Origin of the sequence: Halomonas sp. AOP27-A1-41 (genome assembly GCF_052378605.1) — a bacterium.
In the GTDB taxonomy this organism is placed as follows: domain Bacteria; phylum Pseudomonadota; class Gammaproteobacteria; order Pseudomonadales; family Halomonadaceae; genus Vreelandella; species Vreelandella citrativorans.
In genome coordinates this window covers 1-16,099 of the sequence record NZ_JBQSXT010000010.1, presented here as the reverse complement: position 1 = coordinate 16,099, position 16,099 = coordinate 1, and the positions used below count along the sequence as shown (strand labels likewise).

13 protein-coding genes and 3 pseudogenes are annotated in these 16,099 nt (G+C 56.1%); 3 read left to right on the top strand and 13 right to left on the bottom strand.

Translation table 11 applies throughout. The annotated features are described in order from the left end of the window. Positions 1-92 precede the first annotated feature (92 nt). The 9 genes and pseudogenes from ACT3TC_RS08375 to ACT3TC_RS08335 all read right to left on the bottom strand — a co-directional run bounded on the left by ACT3TC_RS08375 (position 93) and on the right by ACT3TC_RS08335 (position 10,912). A pseudogene (locus tag ACT3TC_RS08375) lies at positions 93-1,106 on the bottom strand (IS30 family transposase). 177 nt (positions 1,107-1,283) lie between these two features. Beyond that, entirely contained in the window at positions 1,284-2,726 is a 1,443-nt protein-coding gene (locus ACT3TC_RS08370) for an NAD-dependent succinate-semialdehyde dehydrogenase (RefSeq protein ID WP_444639729.1), read from the bottom strand. A 447-nt stretch (positions 2,727-3,173) separates the two neighbouring features. Next, positions 3,174-4,298, bottom strand: coding sequence for a zinc-dependent alcohol dehydrogenase family protein (locus ACT3TC_RS08365; RefSeq protein ID WP_444639727.1), 1,125 nt, complete (start codon positions 4,296-4,298; stop codon positions 3,174-3,176). A gap of 53 nt (positions 4,299-4,351) precedes the next feature. Further along, a complete protein-coding gene (locus ACT3TC_RS08360; protein ID WP_444639726.1) occupies positions 4,352-5,296 on the bottom strand; it encodes an MBL fold metallo-hydrolase in 945 nt (314 codons plus the stop codon). Between the two features lie 11 nt (positions 5,297-5,307). Continuing rightward, positions 5,308-6,312 carry a flavin reductase gene (locus tag ACT3TC_RS08355; RefSeq protein WP_444639724.1) on the bottom strand — a complete coding sequence of 335 codons (1,005 nt, stop codon included), beginning with the start codon at positions 6,310-6,312 and terminating at the stop codon, positions 5,308-5,310. Further along, positions 6,309-7,712: an MFS transporter gene (locus ACT3TC_RS08350; protein WP_444639722.1), complete on the bottom strand. Its 1,404-nt coding sequence runs from the start codon at positions 7,710-7,712 to the stop codon at positions 6,309-6,311. Before ACT3TC_RS08350 ends, ACT3TC_RS08355 begins: the two co-directional genes overlap by 4 nt. 117 nt (positions 7,713-7,829) lie before the next feature. Beyond that, on the bottom strand, positions 7,830-8,147 hold the full coding sequence (locus ACT3TC_RS08345; protein ID WP_444639721.1) for a DUF4387 domain-containing protein: 318 nt from the start codon (positions 8,145-8,147) through the stop codon (positions 7,830-7,832). A 5-nt stretch (positions 8,148-8,152) separates the two neighbouring features. Further along, the gene (locus ACT3TC_RS08340) at positions 8,153-9,514 is read right to left on the bottom strand and encodes an acyclic terpene utilization AtuA family protein (protein ID WP_444639720.1); all 1,362 of its coding nucleotides are present in this window, start codon (positions 9,512-9,514) and stop codon (positions 8,153-8,155) included. A gap of 48 nt (positions 9,515-9,562) precedes the next feature. Further along, on the bottom strand, positions 9,563-10,912 hold the full coding sequence (locus ACT3TC_RS08335) for an LLM class flavin-dependent oxidoreductase (protein ID WP_444639718.1): 1,350 nt from the start codon (positions 10,910-10,912) through the stop codon (positions 9,563-9,565). A gap of 220 nt (positions 10,913-11,132) precedes the next feature. Here ACT3TC_RS08335 and ACT3TC_RS08330 point away from each other — a divergent pair. Then, positions 11,133-11,282: pseudogene (locus ACT3TC_RS08330) on the top strand (LacI family DNA-binding transcriptional regulator); the annotation flags it as partial. A 12-nt stretch (positions 11,283-11,294) separates the two neighbouring features. Beyond that, the gene (locus ACT3TC_RS08325) at positions 11,295-12,143 is read left to right on the top strand and encodes a substrate-binding domain-containing protein (RefSeq protein ID WP_444639795.1); all 849 of its coding nucleotides are present in this window, start codon (positions 11,295-11,297) and stop codon (positions 12,141-12,143) included. Between the two features lie 9 nt (positions 12,144-12,152). On the opposite strand, the gene ACT3TC_RS08320 is transcribed toward ACT3TC_RS08325, so the two are convergent. From ACT3TC_RS08320 to ACT3TC_RS08305, 4 genes and pseudogenes are all read right to left on the bottom strand, one after another. After that, the gene (locus tag ACT3TC_RS08320; protein WP_444639716.1) at positions 12,153-13,433 is read right to left on the bottom strand and encodes a TRAP transporter large permease; all 1,281 of its coding nucleotides are present in this window, start codon (positions 13,431-13,433) and stop codon (positions 12,153-12,155) included. Between the two features lies 1 nt (position 13,434). Continuing rightward, a complete protein-coding gene (locus ACT3TC_RS08315; RefSeq protein ID WP_444639715.1) occupies positions 13,435-13,971 on the bottom strand; it encodes a TRAP transporter small permease in 537 nt (178 codons plus the stop codon). A 123-nt stretch (positions 13,972-14,094) separates the two neighbouring features. Continuing rightward, the gene (locus tag ACT3TC_RS08310; protein WP_444639714.1) at positions 14,095-15,084 is read right to left on the bottom strand and encodes a TRAP transporter substrate-binding protein; all 990 of its coding nucleotides are present in this window, start codon (positions 15,082-15,084) and stop codon (positions 14,095-14,097) included. A 278-nt stretch (positions 15,085-15,362) separates the two neighbouring features. Next, positions 15,363-15,502: pseudogene (locus ACT3TC_RS08305) on the bottom strand (IS3 family transposase); the annotation flags it as partial. Between the two features lie 340 nt (positions 15,503-15,842). Between ACT3TC_RS08305 and ACT3TC_RS08300 the strand changes: the two are divergent. Continuing rightward, on the top strand, positions 15,843-16,099 hold a 257-nt coding region (locus ACT3TC_RS08300; protein WP_444639712.1), incomplete at its 3' end, for a glutathione S-transferase N-terminal domain-containing protein.

Here is a 16,099-nt window from a genome sequence, read left to right as displayed (position 1 = left end):
CCTCACCGCTTGATCCAATGCTTCGGGTAGGCACCGGAAATCAACGCCAACGGACCTATTAGACATGGCGATCTCAAATTCCAAGCGCAACACTATTGAAGTGTGTCTGGTCCAGCGACTGATTTTCTAAGGACTTCTGCGTAAACTTCCAGCGGCGTGCGCCAGTCCAATGTCATACGGGGTCGTGTATTCATCGAATCGGCGATCGCATCGAGTTCTTCCTGGCTGTAGACAGATAGGTCTGTGCCTTTTGTCAAGTACTGACGAAGCAGACCATTGGTGATTTCGTTGGAACCGCGCTGCCAAGGACTATGCGGATCGGCAAAGTAAATCGCCGTGCCCGTCTTCTGGGTAATCTCGGCATGGCGGCCATTTCCTTGCCTTGATCGTAGGTCATAACCGTAGCGCTCGTGGCACCTCGTTGAGCTTGTCACTGAAGCCGATGGAGGCCGCGGTTGCCGTGGTGCCATGCATCTTCGCCAGGACCACCAGGAGGGTTGTGCGTTCCACCAGGGTGCCGACGGCTGACTGATTATCAGCGCCCATGATTAAGTCGCCTTCCCAGTGGCCGGGCATAAGACGATCTTCGGTCTCGGGTGGGCGGGGGTGGATGCTGACCAGATCCGGTAATTAACCACGTCGGTCCTTGCCACGACTACGGGGCCGGCGCTTGCCGTTTCCCTGGCGTAAACAGGCAACGAGTTCTTTCTTGAGCGTGCCGCGTGGCATCACGTAAAGCGGGTTATAGATAGCTTCATGCGATACCCGACGGCGGGAATCATTGGGACACATAACTCTCAGTGTGCGCGCTATTTGTTGAGGTGACCAGTACTTGCGAAGCAGGTACCCACCAGTTCGAACAGCTCTCCACCGGGATGCAGCTTGGGCTGGCGACGTGATCGATGACGCGCCAATCGAGCCCGATGTCCGGCTAGGCTGGCGTCGTAGCGTTGATCTGCCCTGAAGGCATGCCGAGCTATTTCTCGGGATACCGTACTGGGTGCTCGTCCGATATGTCGGGCGGTAGCGCGGATGGAATGGCTTGCCTGCATCTGCATAATGGCGGCTCGATCTTCAGGGGCGAGATGGTGGTAGCAATGTGACATGGCAGTACGATACCTGATAGGTCAGGTGTTGCACTTGGTCACTGAGACCGCCCTCGTATTTAGCCGCTTTCAATTTTCTGAGGGCGCTCAGCTCAACCCGATTCCCAGGGGCGAGCTGAACTGACTGAAAATATGTGTTTCTCGATGGGCGCTAGCTAGTTTTACAGCCGCTTCTCACTATAGCCCTCCTAGACAGACATATTTCAGCTCTGTAAATTCATCCAGACCATAATGAGCCCCCTCCCTCCCAAGGCCCGATTCTTTAATGCCACCAAAAGGGGCTAATTCTGTAGTTAGCAAACCTTCATTGACAGCAATCATGCCACATTCCAGACTTTCCATGACGTGCCAAATACGCTGGTAATCTCGAGCAAAGAAATACGCAGCCAAGCCGAATTCGGTATCATTTGCCATAGCAATGGCCTCCTCATCCGTCTCAAACCGGAATACAGGGGCTAAAGGGCCAAACGTTTCCTCTCGCGCCACGAGCATCTCAGAGGTAACATCAGCTAACAAGGTAGGCTCAAAAAATGTGCCGCCCAGCTCGTGGGGCTTACCCCCACAGACAAGACGGGCGCCCTTGCTCAAAGCATCTTTGATGTGGGATTGAATTTTATCCACCGCAGCTTGGTTAATCAGCGGTCCTTGATCTACACCTTCATCTAAGCCATTACCGACGTTAAGTTCCCGTATACGTACCGACAATTTGTCAAGGAAAGCATCATATACGTCAGCTTGAACTAGAAGTCGATTGGCGCAAACGCACGTTTGTCCTGAGTTGCGAAATTTTGACGCAATGGCACCCTCCACTGCTGCATCCAGGTCGGCGTCATCAAATACGATGAAGGGAGCATTACCGCCCAACTCCATGGACGCTTTCTTAACTGTATCCGCACATTGAGCCAACAACCGCTTACCTACAGGGGTAGAGCCTGTAAAGGATACCTTACGAACACGAGTATCAGAGGTTAAAACCTCGCCAATAGCTGCGGGTTGCTCGGCGGTAATCACATTGAGTACGCCCGCAGGTATACCAGCATCATCCGCTAAACGCGCCAGCGCAAGCGCGGTCAGTGGAGTGGACTCGGCGGGCTTGATCACCACAGGGCAACCAGCCGCCATGGCCGGAGCACATTTTCGGGTGATCATGGCCAGCGGAAAGTTCCATGGCGTGATCGCCGCGACTACACCTATCGATTCACGGAATACCAGGATACGCTTGTTGACGCCATGACTGGGCAGAGTCTCCCCAGCCATGCGCTTGGCTTCTTCAGCATAAAACTCGACGAAAGAAGCTCCATAAGCCACTTCTCCACGAGACTCAGCCAGCGGCTTACCCTGCTCCATTGTCATCAACCGAGCCAGAGCCTCCTGATTGGCCATGATACGCTCATACCAATTTCGAAGCAGAGCCGCCCTATCCTTTACCGTGCGCTTTCTCCAGGCAGGCCAGGCAGCCTCTGCAGCTGCAATAGCCTCGCGCGCCGCGGCAGGATCCAGATCAGGAACCTCAGCCAGCAATTCACCCGTTACTGGATTGGTGATAGCAAAATGATGGGGAGCATCACGCCACTGACCATTAATATAGGCTTTGGTTACTAGCAACTCGGGTAACGACATGGAATTTTCCTTTTTAGAACTAATTAGAAGGCTCACTACCCCTACTCGACCAGGATCAATATATTCCGATGGGAATAGCTAACCGCACGGTTGTATGTTGAACTTTATTTCTGTCTAGATCGCCCTAGCACCCTACGTAGCGCAACCTGCCCAGGCATTTGCGAGCTGGGCGGCATTACGCAGAGGTAGTGCGCCATTCGGACTATGCCAACGGGCCGGTATTGAACGCTGAGCTAGGAGAACTCTTCATTACGGAAGCCGAATGCTAAGGGAACCATTGCCCTCCCAAAACACTAGGGCATCGAGCGACGCATCTGGAGCGAAATGGCACGTCGGCTGGTGATGCCTTATGACCGACGCGCCCAACTCTGTGAATTAAGTTGGCTGGCAGCCGCCAACTGCTCCGCCAGTTAACTCACATAGCCTGAAATATTTATAAACACCCTCTTAGAACTCGACCACCAGCCGAATAACTTCCCCTCGATCCAACCTATCGAAGCCTTCATTGATCTCCTCGAGAGAGATAATGTCGCTCAACAGGCGATCCACGGGTAGCTTTCCGGCTCGATAGAGCGCTATATATCTCGGAATGTCTCTCACCGGTACGCAGGTACCGATATAGCTGCCCTTCAAAGTTCGCTCTTCAGCAACCAGACTGACGATATTGACCGGCAAATCGACATGGGGCGCAGGCAGCCCTGCCGTTACGGTGGTTCCTCCCCGCCGCGTCATCCGATAAGCGGTTTCCAGCGCCTTGCCCGACCCCGCGAACTCGAGTACGACATCCGCTCCACCTCTGGTGAGTTCGCGGACTCGCTCGATCGCGTCCGGCTCCGCTGCATTGATTGTCGTTGTGGCTCCCAATTCACGGGCGATCACGAGTTTCTCATCGGAGAGATCGATAGCAATAACCTGTTCGGCACCGGCCGCCAAGGCACCAAGTAGCGCGGCCAGCCCGACACCCCCCAAACCGATCACGACTGCGGTCTGACCAGCCTGAAGCTTCGCTGTATTTATGACGGCGCCTACCCCGGTCAACACCGCGCAACCAAACAAAGCCGCCTCGGCGAATGATAGAGCTGAATCGATCTTGACCAAGGAGCGACGCGACACCACAGCGTATTCGGCAAATGCGGAGCAGCCCAGGTGATGATGAATCTCCGTGTCTTGACCTCGAAACCGAATATGGCCCGAGAGCAACGTACCGGCCGCGTTCGCTGCGGCACCGGGTTCACAAAGCGCTGGCCGCCCCTCCGCGCAAGGCAAGCAATGCCCGCAACTGGGTACGAACGTGAGCACTACGTGGTCGCCCACGGCGAGATCGTCGACGTGATCGCCCAGCGCTACGACCTCTCCCGCCGCCTCGTGACCGAGCGCCATTGGCATGGGCCTGGGTCGGTTGCCGTTGATCACGGATAAATCAGAGTGACACAGTCCTGCGGCGCGGATTCTAACCAGTACCTCGCCCGAGCCTGGATCGTCGAGCTCAAGATCCACCAATTCCAATGGGCGGCTCGCGCTGTAGGGTTTAGCGGGTTTCATTTCCCTTAGAACGGCAGCTCGAGTTTTCATGAGGCGGTCTCCGTAGTGATCAAAGTTTGTGAACTGACCTTTTTAGGGGCGAATTAGGCGAAGGGTGAAAAACTAAGGATTTTTGGAGCAGGAAAATCCCGTCCACCGATTTCACCATCTTCGGCGAATTCGAATTCCATGTTGCCCTTCCGCGTGCGAACTCGGCCCGCGTGCGGAGCAATGAAGTGGCCGGTCATCAGAAGCGTCGAGGTGTCGGTGATCTTCTCGACCAGCTGGCGCCGGGTCTCATTGGCCTGCTCGGGTTCTGCGCAGCCGATGCAGCTCCAGTGGGGGTAGCGTAGCTGTATGGGGTGATGAATGATGTCGCCAGTAAAAACGCATGAGGCACCGCGCGAGCGCAGCCAGAGGGCTACATGTCCCGGCGTGTGCCCCGGCGCCGGATGCACGCTGAGGCAGTCGTCAATAGTGAAGCCATCATTTATGATCTCGACCTGGCCGGCCTCAATCACCGGTAGCACACTGTCGCGGTAGGCCGCTAGGTGATGTCCGGTGCCATCGTCGTCGTGGGCAGCCTTCTCCCAGTAGTCGTACTCGACTCTCCCGATGAGATAGGTAGCGTTAGGGAACGTTGGCCGCCACTCACCGTCGATTAGTTGCGTATTCCAGCCGACGTGGTCAGCGTGAAGATGAGTACACAACACGTAATCAACGCTTTCCGGCGAAATGCCAGCGTCTGCTAAGCGCTCGAGAAAAGGCGTTTGCAAGTGCGTCCAATGAGTTCGAGCGTGGCGCTCCTTGTTATTGCCCACACAGGTATCCACTAGCACGCGATGCTTGCCGGTATCGATCACCCAAGTATGAATGCTAAGCGTGATGCAGCGGGTCTCTGGGTCGAGAAAAGGCGGTGCCAACCAGTCGCTCTCGGCCGCCAGGCTCGCCTCGTCGGCCTTGGGAAAGAACTGACGAATCTCGAAAGAGTGGTCCTCTATCTCTCGCACAGCGCGCACTCTTATATCGCCTACGCAAAAGTCGCTCATGACTTGCCTCCCTAGCGTTGCTCGGCGTCTGTCGTCTCTCCGGCTTCTTGCGTCGCCACACTCGGCATAGGCGGCCAGCCGGAGCCCGCTTCATCTATCGCGAGCTTACTCAACAGTTGTTTAAGTACGCGAATGTCGTTGTCTTCCATCGGCGTCAAGCACTGTGCCTCTGATGACTTGAGTATCGCCACAATTTCAATCATCGCGCGCCTACCGTCGGAAGAAAGCCAAGCTCTTGACATGTCGTCGTTACCGCTGGGGTGTAATTCGATTAAACCGCGGTGCTTAAGATCCTCTAATGTTTCTTGGTTGACCTCATCACCCCGTGAGCGACCGATCTGATAGATTTCGTCAAGCGTTCGGCCATCCTCATGCCCGAGCAACGTCATTACGGCGTAATTGGCACCGCTCCAGCCGCGTCTTTTTCGCTCGGCGACGGCCGCCTCGCGGATCCGATAGAACACGCGAGAAATCAGGTAAATGAAGTCTTCTGGCGAGAGGCTCTCGGCACGACGGGCGAAAGAGAGCTCAGCCTGATTATGGCTCACCAGTTGACCATAGCGGCCGCCGTGAAAGAGCAGCGGCGGCGTCGACGAGTGCTGGAAATCAATCACTTCACCTACGAAAATGATGTGGTCGCCGCCCTCGTACTGATAGGTCGTCTTGCACTCGAATCGCGCCGCACACTCCTCGATCAGGGGTATGCTATCGTGTCCGCGCTTGACAGCCACGTGGTCGAATGAATTCGCCGATGAAGAGGCGAAGGTTCCCGATAGCGCGTCCTGATCGGCAGAAAGGATATGCACTGCGAAGTAGTCCGCCTGCTTGAAGGCATCGAAAGACGAGGAAGTTTTCGACAGACTCCATAATATTAGCGGTGGATCGAGCGAGACGGAGCTGAAGCTATTGGCGGTTCTCCCCAGATCTTTGCCGTCCTGTGTCTTGGTCGTGACAATCGTCACGCCAGTGGCGAATGCCCCGAGAGCGTTCCTCAGGATACGTTTTTCGTCGCTCATAATGCTCCTCCTTTAGTACCTTGTATGCCGACGACCGAGGCACCTGATTTTGGGTGTACGGACGTCTCGTGGTCGCGGCCGTGGGGTTGTCCCGACGCATCTTGAATGCTGCCATCGGCTGCCTCGAGTGATGCTCCGGCTGCTTCACGCAACGGCAGAATCGAGAATACGGAGAGGCAGGCCGCTGCGATGATATAAAGTGCCAGCGGAATCCAGCTGCCTGTCCACGCCCACAGCGTTGCTGCGATGATGGGTGTGGGACCACTCCAGATCACAGTAGCGAACTGATAGGCAATGGAGACACCGCTATAGCGCATTGATGCGTCGTACTGCTCAGCGAACAGACTCGGCTGGGTAGATTGGGTTGTGGCCTGCCCGAAGACAATTGCCACCGTCATTCCGATCGTCACTGCCATGGCATTTTGCATGTCGAGCAGCAAGAAAAACGGAATAATGAAGAGGCCGTTGAAGATCATGCCACCGGCGAAGACTTTCCGACGGCCGATCCGATCGGAAAGTGCACCGAAGATCGGCTGTGCTATTACGCAAAAGACGGCCGCTATCATCAGTGACTCGAGCACGGTAGATCTCTCCATGCCCACCACGGTGGTCAGATACGAGAGCGAATAAACGGCCAGCACGTAAAAACTGACGTTCTCAGCGGCTTGTGAAGCCACTAGCCGAAACGTCTTGCGACCATGCTGACGAAACACTCGGGCTGCTGGGAACTTCTCGCGTTCGCCACTCTCCTGAATTTTACGAAAGCTCGGCGACTCCGAGAGAGTCCAACGTAATACGATGCCCAACACCAGCAGTACGCCGCTGAATAGAAAGGGTAATCGCCAACCCCATGCCATGAACTGCGCTTCGCTAAGCAGAGCGCTCACCGCAGCCATCACGCCGGATGAAAGCAGCAATGCCGATGGGATGCCCATCTGCGGCCAGCTCCCATAAAAGCCACGCTGCCTCTGTGGCGCGTGCTCAACAACCATCAGCGTAGCCCCGCCCCATTCGCCCCCAACCGCGAATCCCTGTAGGAACCGCAGCAACGTGACCAGGATCGGCGCCCAGATGCCAATCGAGGCATAGGTAGGCACCAATCCGATCAGGAAGGTTACTCCGCCCATCATTGTCAGGCTCAGCACCAACATCGCCTTGCGCCCAATGCGATCACCATAGTGGCCGAAGACGATGCCGCCCAGCGGACGCGCGATGAAGCCCACGGCGAATGTCGCGAAGGCAGCAATCGTACCTGTCAGGGGATCGAAATCTGGAAAGAACAGCTGATTGAAGACCAGTGCAGCTGCGGTACCGAATATAAAAAAGTCGTACCATTCCAAAGTCGAGCCGACATAGCTTGCCAGCGCGACTTTGCGGATATCGGATGTCTGAGTTGTCATTGTTATTCACCTCTTCGGGCCATGACCTTTCCAGCCCGCCCGACGATTGGTCATCGCCGAACGGAAGCGTTAAAGTCGTGCCACTAGTAGTCGAGTGCCTTGCCCAGTCGCTATTGACTAAGCCGAGATGGGTATATCGACGTCGAGCAACGGAGCATGCTGCTGTGCCCCGTAAACGTCGGTATCCCCTAAATCTCCAGCAGGAATAGTGCGTGGCAGGGTCGCTTTGAACGCCAAAGCCGTGTCGTAAGGCGTGAAAAGCACGTCATTCTCTTCGACCCCATAAAGCCGAGAGAACAGCGCGGCACAGAGTACGCCAGTCTTTTTGACTTTGGCGTAGGTCTCTGGATCCTCAAAAAGGACATCAATAGTGATATAGAAAGGGCCAGCATTCTTGCTTTTGCAGATTTGTGCGATGTCTTTGATCAAAGCCATGGTCGTCAAACCTCTTCATATTCGATAGGAAAGATTGAACAGGGATCATCGAGCTCGACGACATGGAAAATACTGAAGCGATAGCACTCCCCCATCTCGATATCGGAGGGGCTGAACGGGAAAGCCATGTTACCCTCCTTGCACAGTCGTCCCTGGAAGTCGGCATGGAGCATTGAGGTTCTCGCCATGGCCAGCACGGCGTTGGCGGCCTCCTGGGTCTTGCCGACGACCTCAATCACAAAGCCGAGCTCGTGAGACTCGAACGTCTCGAGCGGCTCCCAGTCGCCCATAACGCCGTTGCGGCCATAGCAGTGCACGATCAGCGAATAATCCTCGCGAGAGACACCGAATGATTCAGCCTTGCTCATCACCTTCTCGCGGTGCACCGCCAGATAGTCGTCGATCTGGCGGATCAGTATCGGGTCGCGGGTACCACACAGCGTGATCGCACGATAGCCCATGCTCTCGACGCCCTCGAGCTTGACGGTGTAACGCTCGGCGGGCTGCCAGGTCATGCCATCGATTTTCACCGCACGGTCATTGAGGGCTTCGAAGCGACACTCGCTGGTATCGAGGAGCCCACCAGGTTCGATGTGATGAATCGGGCTGGCATTCTCGTGCATCGCGAAGTTGGCCACAGCCAGCGGGGTAGAACGCCGAATCGGATTGGGCGGCTCGCACACGACATGATCCTCGCGCACGCGCAGAAAAATGCAGTCCGGCTCCTTAGGCACGGTGGGCTCGGCGCCGCACTCGAGCATCTTGCCGGCGTACCAGGAAGGCGCCGGTGACATACCTGCGCGGATCGCCGGCGCGGCCCATTGAGCGGGGTCACTGCTGCGCCCGGCGAGAATGACCTGCGCCCCTTCGTCGAGCGCTTTGGCGAAGGGCTCCGGGCCCATCATCGCCACGATTCGTTCGGCTCGATCGACCGTCGCCGTATCGAGTGGCGCCATACGTGCCAACGGCTTTGTCGCACCCGCATCGATCCACGCTTTCACGTCTTCCTTGGACTGCTCAGAGTGGATCAGAGCCATTTTAAACGACAGCTTCTCCTCCCGGGCGATCTCGCGTACCAGCGCCGCCATGTCCTGCAAGTGTGGTTCACCGCCGGAGCCACCTGCGGTTCCGACGATGCACGGCACTCTTGCTTCGACGCTCGCCAGAAGCATTAGGCGCAGGTCGCGCTTGACCGAGAGCCGGGAACAGAATGACTTGCCGGCGCCGAGGTAATAAGGCCCAGGATCCGTGCTTCCACCGTCGCAACCGATGACGTGGGGATCCCAGGACATCCCGATCTTGAGCGACTCCTCGGCGAAGCCGTAGCCGAGGATTCCACTCGTCGACAACATTCGAAATTCTTTCATATCAGCCTCACGTAATAAGCGGTAAATCACGGCGTTTGCTTGCGACAATCAAACTGAGCGACCAGGCACCTTCAGGCCTAAGCTGTCGCGCAGAGTAGTGCCCGGATAGTCGTGGTGATAGAGCCCGCGTCTCTGAAGCTCGGGGACCACCATACGGGTGAAATCCTCAAAGGCGCCGGGGGTATGAGTAGCGGCGAGCACGAAGCCGTCGCAGGCGCGCTCGACGAACCACTTTTCCATCTGGTCGGCGACCGCAATGGGGGTACCGCAGAAAATCGGAAATTCACCGATGGTCCCGCGCCCCGAGAAGTGAACGAAGTCACGCACCGTCGGGTTGGGCTTGCCACTCAGATCTACCACACGCTCGCGGAAACCGGTCCAGGAGAGTTTCTCGAGTTCTTCGTCGGTGAACTCGTCGTCCATTGACTTGCTGCCGAAGTCGTAATTGAGCGCTTCCGAGAGAAGCACCAGAGCATCGATCGGCTTGGCTAGATTGCGAATATATTCGCGCTTCTCTTCGGCGATTTCTTGGGTCTCACCGACGCAGACATAGCAGGCCGGGCAGATCGCTACGTCGTCGGGGTTGCGCCCAGCCGCCTCGACCTCCTGCTTGACCGCGGCATACTGCTTCTTGCCCGCTTCTAGGTTGGGATAGACAACAAAGATCAGTTCACCCCAACGCCCGGCGAACTTCCTTCCGCGGCCGCTCTGACCAGCCTGGATCAACACCGGTTGGCCTTGAGGCGAACGCGGCACAGGTAGCGGGCCACGGGAGGAGAAGAATTTACCCTCGTGAGAAAGTCGATGAACCTTGTCGGCATGGGCGAACTGACCGCTCTGTTTATCAACGACCAGGGCGTCTCCGTCCCAGCTGTTCCAGAGTCCCTGTACGACTTCCAGGAATTCATCGGCACGCTCGTAGCGGAGATCGTGGGCCAGATGCTCGGTGCGCCCAAAATTGGCGGCTTCAGAGTTGTTTAGTGACGTCACCACATTCCACGCGGCACGCCCCTTGCTCATTAGATCCAGCGTGGCAAAGAGCCGAGCAACGTGGAACGGCTCGTAGTAGGTGGTCGAGTAGGTAATGCCCAGCCCGATTCGGCTCGTGGCCATTGCGATCGCCGAGATGATCGACACCGGATCCATTTTGACAACGCGCACACCGTTCTCGACGGCTTCGCCGTGATCATCTTGGTAGATGTCCGGCATCGCCAAGCGATCGTCGAAGAAGGCCAGATGGAACTTGCCTTCCTCCAGCACGCGTCCAATGCGCTGGTAATACTCGGGCGTCAGGAAGTCCGTCGCGCTGGCCGGATGGCGCCACGATCCGGGCGCAATCGAGCAGTTCTGGGCTTGCAGGAAACCCACCATTTTCATCTGACGTTTCGTTTCTGCCATCGGAGTCGACCTCACTAAGCTCGATAATTTCATTGGGTGCGCAAACGTTTGCGCAACTTTGGAGTCTATGACCGATTTTTATTCATGACAAGTGCTTCTCTATTAGCAATAAGGCTAATAAGGATGCGCCGAGCAAGCCCACGAGATAACATAGGTATGAAATGAGCGCGTCATTTACGTTAAGCTCACGCAGTCAATCTCACGCATAAAGCAGACGCCAATGTTATCCGACAGCCGCCGCGCCACCATCGTCACGCTCTCGCAAATGGCGGGAGTTGCGCCCTCCACGGTGACTCGCGCGTTACGTGGAGATACGCGTATCTCGAAAAAGACCCGGGAGCGCATCTTGGCTTTGGCACACGAGCACGGATACACTCCCAACGTGCTAGCTAGAACGCTCTCGTCGGGACGTAGCGGTCTTTACGGTTTGGTACTCGGCCCCTCCACCAACCCTTTCTATACTGAGCTATTACACGAGGCGACCCGCCAGGCGGAGGCCTTGGGATATCGCTTTCTGGTCATTCACGCAGGCTCTGGGCCGGTCGAAGAGCGAACGACCGAGGCACTACTGCAGTATCAGGTCGACGGCTGCCTGGTCTCATCCGCGATACAGAGTTCAAGAGTGGCCGAGGTCTGTGAGAAAAATACTGTTCCCTTGGTGATGGTCAACCGCGTTGCGCTCCAGCACGGCTGCGCCGTGACCTGCGACAACTTCTCCGGCGGACGCGATCTAGCACGCTTGCTGATCGATAACGGGCGCGAGAAATTTGCCATCGTGACCACGTCTTCACACAGCTCGACTGCTCAGGAACGCGAAAATGCCTTCACCGGCGAACTGGCACAGGCTGGCTTGAAGCTCAAGCACCGTTACGACGGCAAGTCCCATTACTACGGCGGCTATGAGGCGGGACTGGAGCTAGTAAAACTGTCGAAATCGCGCCGACCCGATGCTGTTTTCGCACTTAGCGATATCATGGCAATGGGGCTACTCGACGCGCTGCGCCTGCATGGCATAAAAGTACCCGACGATATCGCCGTGGTGGGCTTCGATGGCCTGCCCTCCTCGGCCCGCCCGATTTACGACCTGACCACCATCGAGCAGCCATTGTCGGTGATGATCGAGCGGGCTTTCGCTATGCTTGCCAGCCGCGTCGAGAGTCCCCATCTACCTGATGAAACCGTCAGCCTCAGAGGGAAGCTGATCATTCGCAGTTCCAGCGGCTCACGCTGACTACCCCACTCAGCTATAAAACGGGATATAGAGCACCACCTGTGGGAAGAAATAGATGATGAAGACCGTCGCCAGTATGATCACTACGTAGGGCAGCACCCCGCGCACCACATCCTTCAACGGCGACCCCGCCACGGACTGTATGACGAACAGATTCATGCCCACCGGCGGCGTAATTAGAGCCAGTTCGATCATCAGCACGAAGAAGATCCCAAACCACACTGGATCCAGACCGTGAACGCCGAGCGAGGGCAGTAGGATCGGCAGTACTATGAGAATCATGGCAATGCCTTCTAGGAAGAGTCCCAGCAGTAGCAGCACGAGCATCACGACAAGGAAGAACATGAACGGTGTCGCAATACTCGAGGCGATCCAGCTGGAGACCTCGTAGGGAATCCGATAGAGCATGATGCCCTTACCAAAGACACTGGCCCCGGCAATGATCAGCAGAAGCTTTGACGTGGTAAGCCCCGCCTCCGTTACCGCCTCGCGTAACTGGTGAAGCGCAATGGTACGTTTGAACACCAGCACATAGACTAGGCTGAGAACCAGCCCGACCGCCGCGGATTCCGTTGGGGTGAAGACCCCAGCATAGATCCCCCCGATCATGGTGAAAGCGATGCCGAGAGTGGGTAGCGCCTTGAGCGTCGCCCGGAACCGGGCATTGGCATCCCCACCCTCCCCCTTGTCCGCGATTGGCGCGCCGCCCATGAACGACTTGATCACGCAGTAGCAGAGAAACAGCCCGATTAGCAGAAGTCCCGGACCGATACCGGCTAGGAACATGCTGGCAGTCGATTGCTCGGCCACTGCCGAGTAGATGATCAGCGGAATCGACGGAGGAATGAGTATGCCCAGCGTGGCCCCAGCGGCCAGCGTCCCCATGACGAAGCGCTTGTCATAGCCGCGACTAGTCATTTCGGGGATCGCCACGGTGCCAATCATGGCGGCAACGGCGACGGACGAGCCAGAGATCGCAGCAAAGATGCCGCAGGAGAGAATGGTGGCGATGGCGACACCGCCGCGAACGCTCCCCATCCAGCTGTGAACAGCATCGAAAAGATCACGCGCCACACCCGCCTTGAGCAGAATATTGGATGTCAGCAGAAAGATCGGAACTGCCAGCAGGATGAAACTGTTTATCGAGCCGAGAAACTCCTGAGGAATGCTTGCTAGCGGCACGCCCAAAGACAGAATCAGCGCGATTCCCATCAGCGTCAGCGCAATGCCGACTGGGATTCCTGTCAGTAGTAGCGCCAAAAGCCCGCAGAGGATAATGAGGGTATCCATATCAGTGCGCATCCTCGCTGTCTTTTTTATCGAACAAACGCTCACCGCTTAAACAGATCCAGATCATCTCCAGAATCGCCTGTACTCCGAGCAGCGCAAAGCCGATCACCAACGCGAGATGAAAGATCCAGTAGGGCAGCGACATGCTGGTTGCAGTGGCACGCCCCATCTCGATCGACTGCACCATCTGCACGAAGGCAAACCAGCCGACCAGCGCTCCGACGGCGATCATGGCCAATAACTGCAACAAATCCAGCAGCAGTCCGACTCTGCGACCCACGCTATTGTAAAGCAGCGTAATGGAGATCATCTGGCGATGGTTGAGACATGGCGCCAGCAGCGCGAAGGTTGCCCACACCATGCCGACCCGCGATATTTCCTCGACCCAGGCAGTAGGACTATTGAAGAAATATCGCGACACGACCTCATACGCTACCGCGATACCTATGCAGAAATAGATCCAGGATGCGGCCTCACCCAAACCGCGGACGAGCCGGCGCCAGGTGAGAAGGGCGTGATTGAAACGGGTATCAGACATAGCAGTCATCTCTAAAGCTCATGAGCTAATGGAGCCCGGCTGATCTCGAACCGTCTTTCACCGCCGGCCCGCTATCCGGGTCGGCACGTGAACAACGGTTCGGAAAACCGATGGCTGTCGACATCACTGAATTTTTTCAGCTTCCTCGAAAACTTTGCGGGAAACGGCATCGCTCTGCTCGTAGAAATCATCGGCGACCAACGACGAAGCTTCCTGCCACTGTGCCCTCTCGTCGTCGTTGAGCTCGATGACTGTCATATGGTCTCTCAAATCCTGTTTGACCTGCTCAGTCTCATCGACGAGGTCGGTGCTCAGCTGCGCTTCGAGTGCCTGGCCGGCGTCTTCGAAGATCTGGCGCTGATCATCACTCAGCGATTGCCAGACCTGCTGATTCATGAGTGCGAAGTGCGTTTCGTACATGTGGTTGAGCGCTGTGACGTTATCAGTGACCTCGTAGAGTCTGCGATCAAGCACCGACGACCAGCCGGTCAAGCCACCATCGACGATACCGCGCTGCAGGGCGAGGAACTGCTCTCCGCCGCTGGTCACGACCGGTAAGCCGCCCACCGCCTCGATGAAATCACTGACCGTCGAGCCAAAGGTACGGACCTTCATGTCTTGAATGTCATCGGGGGTTCTGACGGGTTCTTCCCGCGTGACGAGAACGATCGAACCGTAGGGAATCCAGAACGGTGTAACGAATCCTTTTTTCTCCATCTCGCCGTCGAGAATCTCGCGGATGGGGCTATTCGGGGTGACCGACTGCTCTAGTTTCTCACTAGTATCGAAGAGGAAGGGAACAGCAAAAATATTGAACGCAGGGATGGTCCCCGCCAGGATCGACGCCGAGGCGACCCCGATATCGACCGTACCGTTGCTGACCGCCTGGTCCATCTGCTGGTCAGTGACCAAAGACTGGGCCGGATAGATCTCAAAGGTGATGTCACCGTTGGTGCGCTCAGCGACCTCATCGGCGAAGCGTTTGACGCTCTGCGTCAGATAGTGCGCTTCGGGAACGCTCGTAGCGATACGAATGAGGTGTTCATCCGCCTGCACCAGTGGCGTCAGCGTGAGTATCGCGGGCGTTATCATACAGGCGATTAGTTTACGCATATTGTTGTCTCGCTCTTAATGGATTTTCCAGCATACCGAGATGCTCGAGGCGGCTCTCTCGCCTGTGTGCAAACGGTTGCGCAGCGGGGCATAGTAAAAAATTTAAACTCATGGGGGGTCAATAAGCATTTCGTATAATAAGCGTCGACGAAGAGCGCTAGCGGGACGCTTCACAGGTAAAAATTCTGTATATATTCTCGATTATGTTGGTCAGCGGAGGAATATTGGCAATCGCGTAGATGCCGAAGTGAAACGCTCGATGAGCGTAGAGGTGCGGTGATCATCGATGATGCCGCGGCGCAGGAGGGCCTGCCCGTCGCAAAATACGCGGAGGCCTTGCGTAGGAGGGTCTCGTTGGCCTGCTTCAACTCCCGATTCTCGCGTCCAGCGCCTTGATCCGCTCACGCTCGGTGGTCGTGGTGTGTCTTCCCGGCGCCCGGCGTCACGCTCAACTTAACGGCAATGCCAACCTTCCTGTGTCATTTATTTAGACCAGTTAGATCGGACACATTGTCAGGCCGCAGCTATCTGCTCAACTTCCCTAGGTTTCTGGTGAACTAAATATCCGTCATCCATTGGCCTTATGTCTTATGAAGAAAAAATCACTAAAACCCGCTCAGGGCTTAGCTTGCCGCCAAAGTAATTCGTTTTTATGATCAATTGATTTGATAAATACTTTTGAAATTTATCAATATCATGACTTAAATCAAGGCAACACAACGAACAATATGTATCAGAACACATGCCTGGAGCCGTCAATGGAACTCTACATGTCAGCAAACTCACCCTATGCGCGAAAGGTAAGAGTCGTCACGTACGAGCTTGGCTTGCACGAAAAAGTGACAATGACAGAGACCAATCCCCGCGATCCCTCGACGGGATTTCGGGATGTAAATCCTCTTGGAAAAATCCCCGCCCTCGTGACGGATAGTGGCGACGTCCTTTATGACTCTCCGGTTATCTGCGAGTACCTCAACGATGTAGAAGGCGATGGTCATCTCTTGTCAAAGGAAAC

What these genes read in the sequence shown, in the direction of transcription:
- ACT3TC_RS08315 (WP_444639715.1), bottom strand. Translation starts at nt 13,971, where the DNA reads ATGTCTGATACCCGTTTCAATCACGCCCTTCTCACCTGGCGCCGGCTC.
- ACT3TC_RS08320 (WP_444639716.1), bottom strand. Translation starts at nt 13,433, where the DNA reads ATGGATACCCTCATTATCCTCTGCGGGCTTTTGGCGCTACTACTGACA.
- ACT3TC_RS08370 (WP_444639729.1), bottom strand. Translation starts at nt 2,726, where the DNA reads ATGTCGTTACCCGAGTTGCTAGTAACCAAAGCCTATATTAATGGTCAG.
- ACT3TC_RS08355 (WP_444639724.1), bottom strand. Translation starts at nt 6,312, where the DNA reads ATGAGCGACGAAAAACGTATCCTGAGGAACGCTCTCGGGGCATTCGCC.
- ACT3TC_RS08340 (WP_444639720.1), bottom strand. Translation starts at nt 9,514, where the DNA reads ATGAAAGAATTTCGAATGTTGTCGACGAGTGGAATCCTCGGCTACGGC.
- ACT3TC_RS08365 (WP_444639727.1), bottom strand. Translation starts at nt 4,298, where the DNA reads ATGAAAACTCGAGCTGCCGTTCTAAGGGAAATGAAACCCGCTAAACCC.
- ACT3TC_RS08335 (WP_444639718.1), bottom strand. Translation starts at nt 10,912, where the DNA reads ATGGCAGAAACGAAACGTCAGATGAAAATGGTGGGTTTCCTGCAAGCC.
- ACT3TC_RS08345 (WP_444639721.1), bottom strand. Translation starts at nt 8,147, where the DNA reads ATGGCTTTGATCAAAGACATCGCACAAATCTGCAAAAGCAAGAATGCT.
- ACT3TC_RS08350 (WP_444639722.1), bottom strand. Translation starts at nt 7,712, where the DNA reads ATGACAACTCAGACATCCGATATCCGCAAAGTCGCGCTGGCAAGCTAT.
- ACT3TC_RS08310 (WP_444639714.1), bottom strand. Translation starts at nt 15,084, where the DNA reads ATGCGTAAACTAATCGCCTGTATGATAACGCCCGCGATACTCACGCTG.
- ACT3TC_RS08360 (WP_444639726.1), bottom strand. Translation starts at nt 5,296, where the DNA reads ATGAGCGACTTTTGCGTAGGCGATATAAGAGTGCGCGCTGTGCGAGAG.